17 protein-coding genes and 1 pseudogene are annotated in these 15,022 nt (G+C 64.6%); 5 read left to right on the top strand and 13 right to left on the bottom strand.

What is annotated here, in order from left to right; translation table 11 throughout:
* Positions 1-14: 14 nt before the first annotated feature.
* Positions 15-1,241 (bottom strand): aminotransferase class I/II-fold pyridoxal phosphate-dependent enzyme, encoded by a 1,227-nt coding sequence (locus tag ACVWW1_RS30600; protein WP_456658446.1) that lies wholly within the window; start codon positions 1,239-1,241, stop codon positions 15-17.
* 192 nt (positions 1,242-1,433) lie between these two features.
* Here ACVWW1_RS30600 and ACVWW1_RS30605 point away from each other — a divergent pair, with 192 nt between their 5' ends.
* Positions 1,434-1,907, top strand: coding sequence for an NUDIX hydrolase (locus ACVWW1_RS30605; RefSeq protein ID WP_456658447.1), 474 nt, complete (start codon positions 1,434-1,436; stop codon positions 1,905-1,907).
* Positions 1,908-2,056: 149 nt separating this feature from the next.
* Complete coding sequence (locus ACVWW1_RS30610) at positions 2,057-2,830, top strand: GGDEF domain-containing protein (RefSeq protein WP_456658448.1); 774 nt, start codon at positions 2,057-2,059, stop codon at positions 2,828-2,830.
* A gap of 109 nt (positions 2,831-2,939) precedes the next feature.
* Here the strand turns inward: ACVWW1_RS30610 and ACVWW1_RS30615 are convergent, their stop codons facing one another.
* The 8 genes from ACVWW1_RS30615 to ACVWW1_RS30650 form a co-directional block, all read right to left on the bottom strand.
* Positions 2,940-3,344 (bottom strand): GFA family protein, encoded by a 405-nt coding sequence (locus tag ACVWW1_RS30615; RefSeq protein WP_173639873.1) that lies wholly within the window; start codon positions 3,342-3,344, stop codon positions 2,940-2,942.
* 198 nt (positions 3,345-3,542) lie between these two features.
* Positions 3,543-4,991, bottom strand: a complete 1,449-nt coding sequence (locus tag ACVWW1_RS30620; protein ID WP_176534502.1) for an ammonium transporter — start codon at positions 4,989-4,991, stop codon at positions 3,543-3,545.
* 39 nt (positions 4,992-5,030) lie between these two features.
* Positions 5,031-5,369: a P-II family nitrogen regulator gene (locus tag ACVWW1_RS30625; protein WP_044539269.1), complete on the bottom strand. Its 339-nt coding sequence runs from the start codon at positions 5,367-5,369 to the stop codon at positions 5,031-5,033.
* Positions 5,370-5,685: 316 nt separating this feature from the next.
* Positions 5,686-6,288, bottom strand: coding sequence for an ATP-dependent Clp protease proteolytic subunit (locus ACVWW1_RS30630; RefSeq protein ID WP_456658449.1), 603 nt, complete (start codon positions 6,286-6,288; stop codon positions 5,686-5,688).
* A gap of 56 nt (positions 6,289-6,344) precedes the next feature.
* Positions 6,345-6,698 (bottom strand): SRPBCC family protein, encoded by a 354-nt coding sequence (locus tag ACVWW1_RS30635; RefSeq protein WP_456658450.1) that lies wholly within the window; start codon positions 6,696-6,698, stop codon positions 6,345-6,347.
* A complete protein-coding gene (locus tag ACVWW1_RS30640) occupies positions 6,695-7,009 on the bottom strand; it encodes an ArsR/SmtB family transcription factor (protein WP_016841428.1) in 315 nt (104 codons plus the stop codon). The genes ACVWW1_RS30635 and ACVWW1_RS30640 overlap by 4 nt, the downstream gene beginning before the upstream one ends.
* Positions 7,010-7,147: 138 nt before the next feature.
* Positions 7,148-8,464 (bottom strand): ammonium transporter, encoded by a 1,317-nt coding sequence (locus tag ACVWW1_RS30645; RefSeq protein WP_456660711.1) that lies wholly within the window; start codon positions 8,462-8,464, stop codon positions 7,148-7,150.
* 155 nt (positions 8,465-8,619) lie between these two features.
* Entirely contained in the window at positions 8,620-8,958 is a 339-nt protein-coding gene (locus ACVWW1_RS30650) for a P-II family nitrogen regulator (protein ID WP_092121117.1), read from the bottom strand.
* A 306-nt stretch (positions 8,959-9,264) separates the two neighbouring features.
* Between ACVWW1_RS30650 and ACVWW1_RS30655 the strand changes: the two genes are divergently transcribed.
* On the top strand, positions 9,265-10,155 hold the full coding sequence (locus ACVWW1_RS30655; protein WP_456658451.1) for a DUF4339 domain-containing protein: 891 nt from the start codon (positions 9,265-9,267) through the stop codon (positions 10,153-10,155).
* Positions 10,156-10,253: 98 nt separating this feature from the next.
* On the opposite strand, the gene tesB is transcribed toward ACVWW1_RS30655, so the two are convergent.
* On the bottom strand, positions 10,254-11,117 hold the full coding sequence (tesB, locus tag ACVWW1_RS30660) for an acyl-CoA thioesterase II (protein ID WP_456658452.1): 864 nt from the start codon (positions 11,115-11,117) through the stop codon (positions 10,254-10,256).
* Positions 11,118-11,349: 232 nt separating this feature from the next.
* Between tesB and ACVWW1_RS30665 the strand changes: the two are divergent.
* Positions 11,350-12,572: pseudogene (locus ACVWW1_RS30665) on the top strand (ubiquinone biosynthesis hydroxylase).
* Positions 12,573-12,635: 63 nt separating this feature from the next.
* On the opposite strand, the gene ACVWW1_RS30670 reads toward ACVWW1_RS30665, so the two are convergent.
* The 3 genes from ACVWW1_RS30670 to ACVWW1_RS30680 form a co-directional block, all read right to left on the bottom strand.
* Positions 12,636-13,550: an alpha/beta hydrolase gene (locus tag ACVWW1_RS30670; protein WP_456658453.1), complete on the bottom strand. Its 915-nt coding sequence runs from the start codon at positions 13,548-13,550 to the stop codon at positions 12,636-12,638.
* Positions 13,551-13,635: 85 nt separating this feature from the next.
* Positions 13,636-13,833 (bottom strand): Trm112 family protein, encoded by a 198-nt coding sequence (locus ACVWW1_RS30675; protein WP_018269337.1) that lies wholly within the window; start codon positions 13,831-13,833, stop codon positions 13,636-13,638.
* Positions 13,834-13,939: 106 nt separating this feature from the next.
* Positions 13,940-14,476, bottom strand: coding sequence for a TetR/AcrR family transcriptional regulator (locus ACVWW1_RS30680; RefSeq protein WP_456658454.1), 537 nt, complete (start codon positions 14,474-14,476; stop codon positions 13,940-13,942).
* 92 nt (positions 14,477-14,568) lie between these two features.
* Here ACVWW1_RS30680 and ACVWW1_RS30685 point away from each other — a divergent pair, with 92 nt between their 5' ends.
* On the top strand, positions 14,569-14,919 hold the full coding sequence (locus ACVWW1_RS30685) for a hypothetical protein (protein ID WP_207834136.1): 351 nt from the start codon (positions 14,569-14,571) through the stop codon (positions 14,917-14,919).
* Positions 14,920-15,022 lie beyond the last annotated feature (103 nt).

The raw sequence follows: 15,022 nt of genomic DNA on the forward strand, positions 1-15,022 counted from the left end.
TTCGCGCTTCGCGATTAACCCAGGGTTTCGACCAGGCGATGCATCGCCTCGGCCGTCGATTCACTGTCGGAGACCAGCGCAAGGCGGATATAGCCCGCGCCCGGATTGGAACCGTCGTTCTGCTCGCGCGCCAGATAGCTGCCGGGAATCACGCGAACGCCGGCGTCGCGATAGAGCCTGACCGCCGCGGCCTCGTCGCTGCCGCGGTCGGAGACGTCGAGCCAGACGCAGAAGCCGCCGGCGGGACGCTTGTAGCCGTAGCGGTTGCCGAGGATCTGGTCGGCGAAATCGAACTTGATGCGATAGAGCCTGCGATTTTCCTCGACGTGCGCCTCGTCGCTATAGGCGGCGACCGCGACATGCTGCAGGGGCACCGGCACCTGCGGTGCGGCGACGTTGCGCAGCTCGTGGAATGCAGCGAGAAACTTCCGATCGCCGGCGGCGAAGCCGACCCGCATGCCCGGCAGGTTGGAGCGTTTCGACAGCGACTGGAACGCGACCACATTGCTGAAGTCGGGACCGGCGCATTCGAGAATGCTGCCCGGCGCCTCGCGGGTGTAGATCTCCGAATAGCACTCGTCGGAGAGAATCATGAAGCCGAACCGGTCGGCGAGCTCTTTCAGCCGCGCAAAATAAGCGCGCGAGGCGACCGAGCCTTGCGGATTGGCAGGCGAGGCGATGAAGAAAGCCACGGTGCGAGCCCATGTCGATTCGTCGATCGCATCGAGATCGGGCAGAAAACCGTTGGCGAGCGTGGTCGGCAGATGGATCTGCTCGCAGCCGGTCGCGCGGGCGCCGGCGCCATAGGCCGGATAGAACGGATTCGGCATCAGGATCGCCGGCCGGCCCTTGCGCGCGGCGACATAGCGCGACGCGGTGATGGCGGCAAAGAACAGCCCCTCGCGGCTGCCGTTCAGCACCATCACCTCGCTCTCGGGATCGACCGGCCGCGGCAATTGGAACCGGCTCGATAGCCAGGTCGCGACCGCGCGGCGAAACGGCTCGATGCCCTTGGCGATCGGGTAACGGCCAAACTCGGCGGTATGCTTTGCCAGCACCGGACCGACGAATTCGGGCACCGGGTGCTGCGGTTCGCCTAACGACAGCGTAATCAAAGGCTTGGCTGGCTGATAGGGCGCCAGCAGCTCGGTTGTACGCAAGAACGGGGAACGCTCGGCCTGGCCGGCGGATGCGACATCGCCGGCGCCCTGCGCCAAGCCGGATGAGGCGGTCATTGCCATGGTTGAAAAGCCAGCACTTTCACTGCGGTCGGGGGTGAGGGGAGCCGACCGTAAACCGATCAAATCACCATAGATAGGGCGAGGTTAAGACGCGATTAACCATCGGCGGCGCGGCACGTTTGGCCGGCGCGTGATATCAGCGCTCCCCTGAGAAACCCGCATTGAAAAGCCGCAGCAAAATTGCACCGAGACATGATCCATCGCCGCGCCGTCAGGGCGCTCATCATCACGGGTGAACGCGACGTTCTGCTGATGCGGATTCACCCGCCGCACGGTGGCAACCGTTTCTGGATCGCGCCCGGCGGCGGCATCGAGGCCGGCGAGACGCCGGAAGCGGCGTTGCAGCGGGAGTTGGCCGAGGAATTGGGGCTAATCGATTTCGAGCCCGGTCCCGCCGTCTGGCGGCGTCATCACATCTTCAACTGGGGCGGCCGGCGAATCTCCCAGAGGGAAGAATACCGGATCGTCCACTCGGATCGCTTCGCGCCCGTGATGGCCGACAAGACCGAGGCGAAGGTGCTCGATTGCTTCCGCTGGTGGCCGATCGCCGATCTATCCCGCGCGGAGGAGCGCCTCACGCCGCTGTCGCTGGCCGGCATCCTTGAAAGCTATCTGCGCGACGGCGCGCCAAGCGAACTGCCGGACGAGGAAGTCCTGATCGACTGAAAGGGCCTGGCGCACGCACGCTGTCACGCATTCGAGTGATCCGCTTTACCCGCCATTAACGCCAGCGTCCCGCAGCACGAATCCCTTCAGCAATTCGCAACACAGCACGACCGAATGATCCCGTGTATTGCGAGGACGTGCAGACGGACATGGCCATCAGGATCGAGACACGCGGCGACGTTCTGTGCCGTACCGGCAAGGTGATGGTGATTGCCGCCGGCATGACCGCGGTGATGTCCTTCACCATAGGCATGCTGGTGTTCGGCCGCGATCTGGCCGCGCCGATCACGGTCGGGCAGATGCAGCTGTTCGGGCTCACCGCCGGCGTCTTTATCTCAATCGCGCTTAGTGGCGCGATGTCCTATCGCGCCGGCCTCTTGATGCTGGAGCTCGCGCATACCCGCCGCGAGCTCGCCCAGATCTCGCAGACCGACCAGCTGACCGGCCTGTTGAACCGCCGTGGCTTCGACACTGAGGCCGCCGCGGCGCTCGACCAGGCGCAGGCGGATGGCGCGTCGGTGGCGGTCCTGATGTGCGACATCGATCATTTCAAGTCGATCAACGACCGCTACGGACATGAGATCGGCGACAGAGTGCTGGTCGAGATCGCCGACGTGTTGCGCCAGTTCGCGATCCGGCACGGCGCGCTGGTCGCCCGCTACGGCGGCGAGGAATTCGCAGCTGTGGTGACCGGCCTGAGCCACGAGCAGACGGCGCACGGCGCCGAGGAAATCCGCCGCGATTGCGCGGCGCGCACGATCCTCGACGGCGTGACTCAGCTGCCGGTGACGATCAGCATCGGCTTCACCTTGAAGAACTCCGGCTTCGATCTCGGCAATTTGATGCGAACCGCCGACCAGGCGCTCTACGCCGCCAAGCGCCATGGCCGCGACCGCGTCGAGCACGCGCGCGACGCGGCGTGAGCTGCGTAGCGCGGATGAAGCGAAGCGAAATCCGGGGGCAGTCTTGCCGCGTAGACGCTATTCCCGGATTGCGCTGCGCTTCGTCCGGGCTACGTACTCGATGTGACGACTACCGCGCCGGCAGCTTCTCGAACGACGGCTTGCCGTCGGGGACATGGTGGAAGGTCTGCTTGTCGCAGGTGTAGATCGTCATCTGCGGGGTGAACACACTGGGGTCGTCGAACGTGCCGACCTTCAGGATCGTGGCGGGCAGGCCCGGCACCTTGGTCACGAGATGGGTGCCGCATTCCGGGCAGAATTCGCGCGTCACGGCGCGCTCGAGGTCCTTCCGGGTGAACTGCTTGGGTTGGCTGGCGGTGTATTTGAAGCCGGTGGTCGGCATCGCCATGAACATGTTCGGTCCGCCGCCGGTGATGTACTGGCATTCGCGGCACAGGCATTGCGCCGCCATCATCGGTTCGCCTTCGGCCTCATAGCGCACGCTGCCGCAATAGCACCTGCCTTGCACCTTCATGACGTCCTCCCGTTTTCTTGTCTGTAGCCTGTTATTCCACGATAGCAGGCAATTCCGACAATATTTTCTCAAGCCGCAGAAAAAAGAAAGGGGCTCCAACTTGCGCTGGAGCCCCTCAACGGTCCGGACATTGCCGGGTATGTGCCCGGACCGTAGTTCTGGGAACGACCGCTTGGGGAGGTCGCGCCCCGGGAGAACTCACATGTTGTAGGCTCGCTCCGTGTGCTCGGTGATGTCGAGGCCTTCACGCTCGGTCTCGACGTTGGCACGCAGGCCGACGATCACGTCCACGATCTTGTAGAGGATCGCCGAGCCGACGCCCGACCACACCAGCGTGGTGCAGACGCCCCAGACCTGCGAGGTCATCTGCGCCACGAAGTCGTAATCGGCAACCTTCGGCGGGATCGCGGTGTAGTCGATGATGCCGGCACCGCCGAGCGCCGGGTTGACCAGGATGCCGGTGCCGAGCGCACCGATGATGCCGCCGACGCAGTGGACGCCGAACACATCGAGCGAGTCGTCATAGCCGAGCGCGTTCTTCACGACCGTGCAGAAGAACAGGCAGACCACGCCAACCACGAGGCCGAGCACGATGGCACCCATCGGACCGGCGTAACCGGCCGCTGGCGTCACCGCGACGAGGCCCGCGACTGCGCCCGAGAGCGCGCCGAGCAGCGAGGGATGGCCCTTGATGATCCATTCCGCGAACATCCAGGCCAGCGCCGCCGCGGCCGTGGCCACGAAGGAGTTGGTCATGGCGAGCGCAGCGCCGCCATTGGCTTCGAGGTTCGAACCAGCGTTGAAGCCGAACCAGCCGACCCAGAGCAGCGAGGCGCCGATCATGGTCATGGTCAGCGAGTGCGGAGCCATCAGCTCCTTGCCGTAGCCGGTGCGCTTTCCGATCAGGAGCGCGCCGACGAGGCCGGCGATGCCCGCGTTGATGTGCACAACGGTGCCGCCGGCGAAGTCGATCGCACCCTTCTTGAAGATCCAGCCGGCGTCGGCGTTGATCGCGTCGAGGGCGGCCTGCGCCTTCGTCTTGGCATCGCCGTCAGCCGCGGCGGCGAGCGCCTTGGCAGCATCCTGGATCGCGTCCGGGCCCGGCCAGTACCAGACCATGTGCGCGATCGGGAAGTAGATCACGGTCACCCAGATCGGGATGAACAGCGCGATCGCAGCGAACTTCATCCGCTCGGCAAAGGCGCCGACGATAAGGGCCGGCGTGATCGCCGCGAAGGTCATCTGGAAGCACATGTAGACGAGCTCCGAGATGTTGGCGTCGACCGAGAAGGTCGCAGCCTTTGAGTCCGGTGTGACGCCCATCAGGAAGGCTTTGGAGAAGCCGCCGATGAAGTCGGAGCCGCCGGTGAAGGCGAGGCTGTAGCCGTAGAGGGCCCAGAGCACGGTGACGATGCAGACGGTGTAGAACACCTGCGCCAGCACCGAGAGCATGTTCTTGGAGCGGACGAGACCGCCATAGAACAGCGCGAGGCCCGGGATGGTCATCAACAGCACCAGCACCGTCGATGTCAGCATCCAGGCGTTGTCGCCCTTGTTGACGGTTGGCTCGGCGTAGGCGGCGGTTGCGGCAAAGAGGCCGACTGCGAGGGCCGCCAGTCCCGCGCCATAGGGACGCTTGAACGTCATGTTATTTCACTCCTGAGGTCTTAAAGGTTGAGCGCGAAATCAGAGGGCCGCGGCATCGGCCTCGCCGGTGCGGATGCGCACGGCGTGCTCGAGGCTGATGACGAAGATCTTGCCGTCGCCGATCTGTCCGGTCTTGGCGGCGGCGGTGATGGCGTCGATGGTCTTGTCGACCTGATCGGAGGCGACTGCGACCTCGATCTTGATCTTGGGCAGGAAGCTCACCGCATATTCGGCGCCGCGATAGATTTCCGTGTGGCCCTTCTGGCGGCCGTACCCCTTGACTTCCGTCACCGTGAGACCGTGAACGCCAATGGCGGTCAGGGCGTCACGGACCTCTTCCAGCTTGAATGGCTTAATGATCGCCATAACAATTTTCATGAGTCCTATCCCCGCTTGGGCCCGGTGCGAACGAACACCGGGAGTTTCGACTGAGGTTCACCACGCGGAAGACATCCACTACGCGGGCACAGCCGGGACCCTTAGAATCAAATGCCGTGCCAAACGGCTCGGGTTCGCTAATGGATTATGAATCCGGACCTTTTCCCGCATTGCGGGAGCAAGGTGCTGCTGCGCTATTCCGTCGCGCCTAAAATCTAATCAGATTGGCCTAATTCGTGAGCAAGCCAGGGTCTGGACACAATTCTGCTCAGCCGCGGTGCAGGCGTCGGTATTTAGATAAAGCAATGCTAGGCCATTAGGCGGCGTCGCGTGCTGCAAAAACCCTGTCGATCAATCCCCATTCGAGCGCCTGTTCCGCCGACATGAAGTGATCGCGGTCCAGGGTCCGTTCCACGTCCGCCTCGGTGCGCCGGCAGTGCCGCGCATAAAGCCGGATGATGCGCCGCTTGGTCGCCTGCATCTCGGCGGCATGGATTTGGATGTCGGAGGCCTGGCCCTGGAAGCCGCCGAGCGGCTGATGCACGTGCAGGCTGGCATTCGGGAGCGCCGCGCGGTGACCGGGTTCGCCGGCCATCAGCAGGAACGACCCCATGGACCGCGCAGTGCCCATGCACAGCGTGTGTACCGGCGCCTTGATGAACTGCATGGTGTCGTACATCGCAAGCCCGCTGGTGACCACGCCGCCATAAGAGTTGATGTAGAGGTTGATCGGCTTGTTCGGATTGTCAGCCTCGAGGAACAGAAGCTGCGCGCAGACCAGCCCGGACATCGCATCATTGACCTCGCCGTTGAGGAAGATGATGCGTTCGCGCAGCAGCCTGGAATAGATGTCGAAGGACCGCTCGCCGCGGGACGACTGCTCGACGACCATCGGGACGAGTTGCATCATGTCGCGCATCGGCGACCTCCCATTTCAGCAGGTGATGAAGTTTCAGCGGATGATGAAGTCTGCGATCAGGCCGCGCGCATCAGCACGCGGCTGTTGCTGTTGGCCGCTTGCGGCCGGTTTGCGCGCTGGTCGCAGGCTTCCTGGATGATGCGAAACCGGGTGCCGCCGGCCTCGTTCGGCTCGATCCGGAAGGTGACATGACTCTCGCGAAACGGCGGCTCGGAATCGCGGAGCCGGTAACGCACCTCTTCGCCCGTGATCGATGATAGGGGTTCAGCGCCCGCGAGATCGCAATCCGGAAGCCAGCGTTCACGCAGGGCTGGAATGGTGACGGCGCGCCATACTTTCTCGGGCGGTGCGTCGAGCTCGTATTCGATCACCAAGGCTGCGTCGGCGTCAGGCTCAACCGTGTCGCTCATTGATCCATGTCCTTCAAGAGGTCGGAGAGCGCTTCGATGCGCTTCGGCCAATAGGCGCGGTAGCGGGCGAGCCAGGTCCCGATGCTGGCGATCCCGTCCGGGTCGACTTCATAATTCACGAAGCGGCCCTGCCGCTGCTCGCGCACCAGTCCTGCCGCGCGCAGCACCGCCAGGTGCTGCGACATCGCCGGCTGGCTGATTTCCAATCCGTCGCGCAAGGCGCTGGCATTCAGGCTGCCGCCGGCCAGCTTCTCGAAGACCTTGCGGCGGGTCGGATCGGCCAGCGCCTTGAAGATATCGGTATCGACCATGCCGACACATAAGCATACACTTATGTGTCGTGCAAGCGTGAACTCTACGCGCGCCGTGCGGGGTGAGATCGCGCCCGGTCCCTTTGCATGGGGTTGTTTTGCGAGTTTGCCCTCGCGGCGCCCCCATGACCTCGGCCGCTACTGCAGCGCCTCGCCGTGCTGCGAGATGTCGAGGCCCTCCAGCTCTTGCTGCATTGAGACCCGCAAGGGGACGAAGGCCGAGACCAGCTTGAGCAGCACGAAAGTGACGCCGCCGCACCAGACCAGCGTGACCACGACGCCGTAGAGCTGGATCAGGAGCTGCCTCGGATTGCCCTCCAGAAGGCCGGAGGTGCCGCCGATCGCCGCGGTGGCGAAAACGCCTGCGAGCAGGGTGCCGGTGAGGCCGCCGATGCCGTGCACGCCGAACACGTCGAGCGAGTCGTCGTACTGGAAACGGTGCTTCAGCCAGGTACAGGCCCAGAAGCAGACCAGCCCGGCAATGATGCCGATGATGATGCCGTGCCACGGCGCGACGAAACCGGATGCCGGGGTGATGGTGCCGAGCCCTGCGACCGCGCCCGAGATCATGCCGAGCACCGACGGCTTGCGGCGCGTCGCCCATTCGATCGCGCCCCAGGTCAGCGCGCCGGCGCAGGCCGCAAGATGGGTGGCGGTGATCGCCATCACCGCGCGCGAATTGGCCGCCAGCGCCGAGCCGCCGTTGAAGCCGAACCAGCCGACCCAGAGCAGGCCGGTGCCGACCACGGCGAGCGACAGGTCGAACGGCGACAGATTGTCATGGCCGTAGCCGTGCCGGTTGCCCATCACCTTGGCCGCGACCAGGCCGCTGATGCCGGCGGACAGATGCACGACGAGGCCGCCGGCGAAATCCATCACGCCCATCGAGGCGAGGAAGCCGCCGCCCCACACCCAATGCGCCAGCGGCACATAGGCGAAGATGAACCAGCCGATCGAGAACAGCACATAGGCGGAGAACCGCATGCGGTCGGCGACCGAGCCCGCGACCAGCGCCACCGTGATGATCGCAAACGTCATCTGGTACAGCATGAACAGCGCTTCCGGGATGGTCTTTGCCGCCGGATTGACGCTGTCCATCGTGATGCCGGCCAGGAACCAGCTGTCGAGCGAGCCGAGCCAAGGACCGTTGCCGACGAAGGTCAGCGAATAGCCGAAGATGACCCAGAGGATCGAAATGATCGCAACGGCCGTGAGGCTCTGCGCCATCGTCGCCAGCACGTTCTTCTTGCGCACCATGCCGGAGTAGAACAGCGCGAGCCCCGGGATCGTCATCATCAGCACCAGCGCGGTGGCGACCATCATCCAGGCGGTGTCGGCGGCGTTGATGCCGGAGGCGCTGGAGTCTTGCGCTGACGCCGGCGTACCCCACGAGAGCAGGATTGCAGCAGTGATCGGCGCAGCTGATATCGCTGCACGAAGAGCTCGTGCCCCCATCATCATTCCCCGGCGTGTCGTGGTTTCTTGGTGTGGATTTCGGCGTGCACCGGCGTCGTTGCCGGCGATGATCTCGAACTTTTCTTGAGCATGATCTTTTCGGAAAACCGGCTTCCACTTTTCCGGATCATGCTCCAGGAGCCATACTTCAAGGCTCAGAGCGCGTCGTTGTCGGTCTCGCCGGTGCGGATGCGCAGTGCGTGGTCGATCGGCGTCACGAAGATCTTGCCGTCGCCGATCTGGCCGGTACGGGCGTGCTCGGTGATGACGCTGACCGCCTTGTCGGCGAGCGCGGTGTCGACGGCGATCTCGATCCTGAGCTTGGGCAGGAAATTCACGACATATTCGGCGCCGCGATAGATCTCCGTATGGCCCTTCTGGCGGCCATAGCCCTTCACCTCGGTCACCGTCATGCCGTGAACGCCGATCGCGGTCAGGGCCTGGCGTACCTCATCGAGCTTGAACGGTTTGATGATCGCGACGACGAGTTTCATGGTTCAGGCCTTCATTTCCTTGAGGTTTTCCGTGTGCGCCCATCCCCGGAGCGGCACTTGCCATCTCCGAGCCTGCACGTCCCGCCAGCGGAGCGGCAATTTGCCGTCCGCCAAATCTGGCAGCTTTCTGGGCAAATGGCATAAAAAAGTTGCAGGTTGAAGGGGAAAACGTGCGCAGCGCGTGAACTCCGTCACTATACGGGACGACAACCGTCGGCCAGAATATGGCTTTCCCGCCCTGGCCAGCGCTCCCCGCTGGCTCATTCTCGCCACAGCGCGTGCACCCGCGCCCCGAGGAACAATAAAATGTCGAATCGAAACTGGTTTTATGCATCTGAAGGCCAGCAAAAAGGCCCCCTGCCTGAAGCTCAGCTCCGCGACCTGATCACCCGTGGCATGGTGGGCGCCGATACCCTGGTGTGGACCGAGGGCATGGCCGGCTGGCAGAAGGCCGGGGAGATTCCAGGCCTTGTTCCGAGCGCCGGTGCGCCGCCGGCGTTTCCGCAGGCCGGCGGACCGCCGCCGGTGGCCGCATCGGCAAGCTATAGCGGCGGCGCGCTGTCGGCCGACTTCCCGATCTGGGGCCTGTTCGGACGCAGCTTGCTGATGTTCATCGGCCAGATTTTCGTCATCCCCGCGCCGTGGACTGCGACCGGCCTATACCGCTTCGCGATTCCCTATATCCGCGTGCCGGGGCGGCCGCATCTCGGCTTCACCGGGCAGCCGCTCGACATCTGGTACGTCTTCATCGTGCTCGGTCTTCTGACCTATGCCGGAGCGGCCAACAGCAACATCGTCACGCTGCTCTCGCTGCTGCTGCAGGGCTTCTTGAGCTGGATGATCGTTCGCTGGATCTTCAGCCGTCTCAGCTCGAGCGGTCAGGAGCTGCCGATCTCGTTCAACGGCAGCCCGGCGGTCTATGTCGGCTGGTACGTGCTGATGGTGATCGCAGCCGTCACCATCATCGGCTGGGCCTGGGTGATGACGGCATGGCTGCGCTGGATCTGCCGCAACGTCGAGGGCACGCGCCGCGAGGTCACCTTCAATGCCTCCGGCCTCGAGGTGCTGTGGCGAACCATCGTGTTCACCATCGGCTGCGGGTTCCTGATCCCGATTCCGTGGGTGCTGCGCTGGTACGCCAACTGGTTCATCTCTCAATTCGCGCTGACCGAGCGCGGCGCCTACGCAGGCTCCTGAGCGCGCTAAAGCGCGATGAGGTCAGGTTGATCGTCATCGCGCTTGAGGTTCTTGTTTGATCTTTCCGGAAAAACGCTTCGCGCTCTTCCGGATCATGCTTACGCCATGCGTTCGCGCACCGAACCTTCTTGCGCGACGGATGCCACCAGCGTGCCGTCGGGCTTGAAGATCTGGCCGCGGGTCAGGCCGCGGCCGGACTGCGCGCTCGGCGAATCCTGCGCGTAGAGCAGCCATTCGTCGGCGCGGAACGGGCGGTGAAACCACATCGCGTGATCGAGGCTCGCCGGCATCATGCGCCGGTCGAACAGCGTGCGGCCGTAGCGCGCCATGACCGCATCGAGCAGCGAGAAATCCGACGCATAGGCGAGCGCGCACAGATGCAGCGCCGGATCGTCGGGCAATTTCGCCGCGGTGCGGATCCAGACATGGATGCGGCCATCCTCGATCTGCTGGCCGAAATAGCGGCCAAGCTCGACCGGGCGCAGCTCGATCGGCCGGTCGCTCTCATAGTAGCGGCGGATGAACACCGGCATTTCCTTGAACATCGGCTGCTTCGACACTTCCTCCGCGGTCAGCTTCTCCGGCGGCGGCACGTCGGGCATCTTCTCCTGATGATTGAAGTTGCTCTCTTCCTCGGCGTGGAACGAGACCATGATGGAGAAGATCGCGTTGCCGTGCTGGATCGCGGTGACGCGGCGGGTGGTGTAGCTCTTGCCGTCGCGCAGCCGCTCGACCTGGTAGATGATCGGAATCTGCGGATCGCCCGGCAGGATGAAATAGCAATGGATCGAGTGCGGCAGGCGGCCCTCGACGGTGCGGCAGGCCGCGACCATGGCCTGGCCGATCACCTGGCCGCCGAAAACGCGCTGCCAGCTCGTCTTCGGGCTGTTGCCGCGGAACAAATTCACCTCGAGCTGCTCGAGATCGAGGATGGACAACAGGTCGATCAGGCTCTTGGACATGAGGGGGGCGTCCTGAATGGGTTAAATGCCGTCATTCCGGGGCTCGCGAAGCGAGAGCCCGGAATCCATTCATCCACGGAAGATGCGGCCTGATGGATTCCGGGTTCGCGCGTTGCGCGCCCCGGAATGACGACGGGGCTGATTAGCCGCTCTTGTTTCTGTCCCCTGTTTCGCCCAGCTATTATCAGGTAGCAAGCACAGTCTGAGAGCGCAGGGCGCGTAAAGGAACGGCATGCCGGCACAGCGAAGTATTGTCATCTGCGGGGGCGCTTTTGCGGGTCTGGCGCTGGCCGTGGCGTTGCGCCAGGGGCTGGGGCCGGACATTCCGGTCATCGTGGCCGATCCGGCGCTGAGCCAGCGCCCGAGCCGCGATCCGCGCGCGACCGCGATCGTGGCCGCCTGCCGGCGGCTGTTCGAGACCCTCGGCGTCTGGGGGCAGGTGGCGCCGACGGCGCAGCCGATCACCGACATGGTCGTGACCGATTCCAAGCTGGAGGACGCGACGCGCCCGGTGTTCCTGACCTTCGCCGGCAATGTCGAGCCCGGCGAGCCGTTCGCCCATATGGTCGAGAACCGCTATCTGATCGATGCACTCGCAACCCGCGCCGAGGCCGAGGGGGTCGAGCTGCGCGCCACCCCGGTGTCGAGTTTCGACTCGCGGCCCGACGGCGTCAGCGTGCGGCTGGCCGACGGCACCGAGATCGATGCGAGCCTGCTGGTCGCCGCCGACGGCGCGCGCTCGAAACTGCGCGAGCGTGCCGGGATTGCCACCCACGGCTGGGATTATGACCAATCCGGCATCGTGGTCACCGTCGGGCATGAGCGCGAACATCACGGCCGCGCCGAGGAGCATTTCCTGCCTGCCGGTCCGTTCGCGATCCTGCCGCTGACCGGCAATCGCTCGTCGTTGGTGTGGACCGAGACGCGCAAGGAAGCCGCGCGCATCACGGCGCTGAGCGAGGAGGAATTCCACGCCGAGCTCGAGCAGCGTTTTGGTTTGCACCTCGGTGAGATCAAGGCGCTCGACAAGCCGCGCGCGCATTTCCGCTCGGCTATTTCGTCGCGCGCTCGTTCATTGCCGAACGGCTGGCGCTGATCGGCGACGCCGCGCATGTGATCCATCCGATCGCAGGACAAGGGCTCAACATGGGCCTGAAGGATGTGGCGGCACTTGCCGAGGTCGTCGTCGATGCGGCGCGGCTCGGCATGGATCTCGGACAGGCCGACGTGCTCGAGCGCTATCAGCGGTGGCGGCGCTTCGACACGATGGCGATGGGTGTTGCCACCAACTCGCTGAACTTCCTGTTCTCCAACGAATCGACGCTGCTGCGCGCCGTGCGCGACATCGGATTGGGCCTCGTCGATCGTGCGCCGCCGCTGAAGAGCATGTTCATCCGCCAGGCGGCAGGATTGTCAGGCGAAGTGCCGCGGCTGCTGAAGGGCGAGGCGCTGTAGGCTTGCTCGGTGCCGTAGCCCGAATTGCGCTGCGCTTCGTCCGGGTTACGGCCTTCGCATCCACTATTTCTGTGAAATGAAGCCAGCCACTGCGTCGATCAGGTCGGGGTCGAGCGACCGCTCCGGCTCGTTGTAGCTTGCCATGTCGTCCGCCGCGTCGGTGACGTCGACCAGCAGGTGATTCATGTCCGGCAGCCACAATGATTTGGCCGCGAAGTCGGCGGTGGTGAGTGCGAGGAAGTCGAGCCGCGCCAGCTGATGGTCGCGGCCGCCCGCGACGATCAGGACAAGCCCGGTAATCTTCTTCATCGGATCGATCGGATCCTCGGTAAAGGCGGATGCGATGGCGGGCTGCATCGCAGGCGCGATCGCCAGTCCCGCCGGCGGCGGGTTGACGATCTGCCCGGCCATGATGTCGTCGATGGCCTTTCCGATCGGCGCGAATTTGTCCGGCGGCAGCTGCTTTTCGAGCTGCGCCTTCAACAGGTCGCCCTGCTTGCGCGCCGCCGTTGCCAGCAGCACCAGCCGGTCGATCGGCACGCGCTGTGCGGCGAGGATCGCGACCAGGCCGCCTTCGCTGTGCCCGACCACCGCAACATGAGCGAACTTGCCGCTGCCGCGCAGATACTCGATCAGTGCCGTCGCGTCGCCGACATAGTCCTTGAAGCGAAAGTCCTCCGGACGACCGAACTCCTTTTTCCATTCGCCGGCGCCGCGCTTGTCGTAGCGCAGCGTCGCGATGCCGCGTGCGACCAGCTGCTCGGAGAGTTTCTTCAACGTTGCCGGCTTGAGCTGCGGCCCGTTGCCGTCATGATCGGTCGAGCCGGAGCCGGCGATCAGCAGCGCTACCGGCGGTTTTGCGATGTCGGACGGCACGGTCAGCACCGCGTCAATGGCGCCGATGCGCAGCCTGCTCTCGTCGGCCGTCGCGCTCGCCACCGAGGCGAGCAGCAGCAGCCATGTGACGAGGGCGCGCATGTGGTCCTCTTATTGGAGCATGATCTCAGCGCAAACGCTTGCGTTTGTCGCGGGAAAACCGCCTCACACTTTGCCGGATCATGTTTTAGTCGATCTTGCGCGCCTCTTCCGGCAACATGATCGGGATGCCGTCACGGATCGGATAGGCGAGCTTTGCGGAGCGCGAGATCAGCTCCTGCCGCGCGGCGTCGAACTCCAGCGGTCCCTTGGTGATCGGGCACACCAGGATTTCGAGCAGTTTTGGGTCGGCGGTGCTCTCGAGATGGTCGGTCGTCGAATTCATTGATGTCTCCGACTGGAGCGTTTTCGAGCGAAGTGGGCAGCGGTTCGCGTGAAGAAAACGCGTCAGAACAAACTGGCCGTCGTGTAGCACATTCTCGTGTCAGCTGTCAGCGCTTGGTCATCCGCAACAGCTCGTCGATTGCGGCCTGCTGGCGCGGCTTCGGCAGCGTTTGCTCGGACAGCGCGTAGCCGATGAACGCCCAATAGAAGATCTGCGCCCGGCCGCGCGCCACGTCGTCGGGGAATCCGGCGTGCCGGAGCAGGGTTTCGATATAGCCGATGCGGCGCTGGTCGACTTCGAGCACGGCGGCGCGCGCCGCGGCATCGGCGGTCGCCCAGCTGCGTACCGCGCGCTCCAGCGCCAGCCGCGCCGAGAAGGTCCGGCGCAGCAGCAGCGCCAGCGCGTCGCCGCCTTCCGGAACGGTCTCGAGCTCGGCGATCACCTGCTCGGCGGCAACCTCGCGCCAATGGTCGAGGATCGCGGCGCGGTAGGCGCCGATGTCGGCGAAATGCCAGTAGAAGCTGCCGCGCGAGACGCCCATCGCCTTGGCGAGCGGCTCGGCCTTGAGCGCCGTGAAGCCGTGCTTCGCCAGCGTCTTCAGGCCCTGATCGAGCCAGTCCTTGACCGAGAGCTGTTCCGTCATGGTTCCCCGTCCGCGCCCGACCATACACAAGTGTATTGACAGGCGCCAGCCGGCGGTGTCCTATCCATACAGTACTGTATGGAGACGTCGCGATGCGTGATCTTTTGCTGCAAGGCGCCGGAATCATCGCCATCCTGGTCAGCCTGATCCATGGCGTTCTCGGCGAGACCAAAGTGTTCGCACGCGCCACCGTCGAGCCGCCGCGGCTGCGTCTCTTGCTTCGTCTGGTCTATCAGGCCGGCACGGTCGCCTGGATCGGGGGCGGCGTGCTGCTGGTCGCCGCGCCGGCGATGGCCTCCGATGCCGCGCGGCACTGGATCGTGGCGACGCTCGCCATCGTGTTCGGCAGCGCCGCGCTCGCCAATGCGGTCGCGACCCGCGGCCGGCATTTCGGCTGGATGGCGATGAGCGCCGTCGTGGCGCTCGCCGCCGCCGGCTACTAGCGGGCGCGTGACGACCGATCGCATCGGCCTGCGCATGTTTCGCGGAGAACGCGCAGGGCGAGGCGTCGCTGGTCGCAACCGGCGAAACCGTCCTGGTTCCGCT

Source organism: Bradyrhizobium sp. JR3.5 (assembly GCF_054057015.1).

Excerpts from the sequence above, each read along its gene's own strand:
- ACVWW1_RS30655 (WP_456658451.1), top strand. The coding sequence starts at position 9,265 with ATGTCGAATCGAAACTGGTTTTATGCATCTGAAGGCCAGCAAAAAGGC.
- ACVWW1_RS30630 (WP_456658449.1), bottom strand. The coding sequence starts at position 6,288 with ATGCGCGACATGATGCAACTCGTCCCGATGGTCGTCGAGCAGTCGTCC.
- tesB (WP_456658452.1), bottom strand. The coding sequence starts at position 11,117 with ATGTCCAAGAGCCTGATCGACCTGTTGTCCATCCTCGATCTCGAGCAG.
- ACVWW1_RS30680 (WP_456658454.1), bottom strand. The coding sequence starts at position 14,476 with ATGACGGAACAGCTCTCGGTCAAGGACTGGCTCGATCAGGGCCTGAAG.
- ACVWW1_RS30685 (WP_207834136.1), top strand. The coding sequence starts at position 14,569 with ATGCGTGATCTTTTGCTGCAAGGCGCCGGAATCATCGCCATCCTGGTC.
- ACVWW1_RS30670 (WP_456658453.1), bottom strand. The coding sequence starts at position 13,550 with ATGCGCGCCCTCGTCACATGGCTGCTGCTGCTCGCCTCGGTGGCGAGC.
- ACVWW1_RS30650 (WP_092121117.1), bottom strand. The coding sequence starts at position 8,958 with ATGAAACTCGTCGTCGCGATCATCAAACCGTTCAAGCTCGATGAGGTA.
- ACVWW1_RS30635 (WP_456658450.1), bottom strand. The coding sequence starts at position 6,698 with ATGAGCGACACGGTTGAGCCTGACGCCGACGCAGCCTTGGTGATCGAA.
- ACVWW1_RS30645 (WP_456660711.1), bottom strand. The coding sequence starts at position 8,464 with ATGGGGGCACGAGCTCTTCGTGCAGCGATATCAGCTGCGCCGATCACT.
- ACVWW1_RS30620 (WP_176534502.1), bottom strand. The coding sequence starts at position 4,991 with ATGACGTTCAAGCGTCCCTATGGCGCGGGACTGGCGGCCCTCGCAGTC.
- ACVWW1_RS30675 (WP_018269337.1), bottom strand. The coding sequence starts at position 13,833 with ATGAATTCGACGACCGACCATCTCGAGAGCACCGCCGACCCAAAACTG.
- ACVWW1_RS30625 (WP_044539269.1), bottom strand. The coding sequence starts at position 5,369 with ATGAAAATTGTTATGGCGATCATTAAGCCATTCAAGCTGGAAGAGGTC.
- ACVWW1_RS30600 (WP_456658446.1), bottom strand. The coding sequence starts at position 1,241 with ATGGCAATGACCGCCTCATCCGGCTTGGCGCAGGGCGCCGGCGATGTC.
- ACVWW1_RS30610 (WP_456658448.1), top strand. The coding sequence starts at position 2,057 with ATGGCCATCAGGATCGAGACACGCGGCGACGTTCTGTGCCGTACCGGC.
- ACVWW1_RS30615 (WP_173639873.1), bottom strand. The coding sequence starts at position 3,344 with ATGAAGGTGCAAGGCAGGTGCTATTGCGGCAGCGTGCGCTATGAGGCC.
- ACVWW1_RS30605 (WP_456658447.1), top strand. The coding sequence starts at position 1,434 with ATGATCCATCGCCGCGCCGTCAGGGCGCTCATCATCACGGGTGAACGC.
- ACVWW1_RS30640 (WP_016841428.1), bottom strand. The coding sequence starts at position 7,009 with ATGGTCGATACCGATATCTTCAAGGCGCTGGCCGATCCGACCCGCCGC.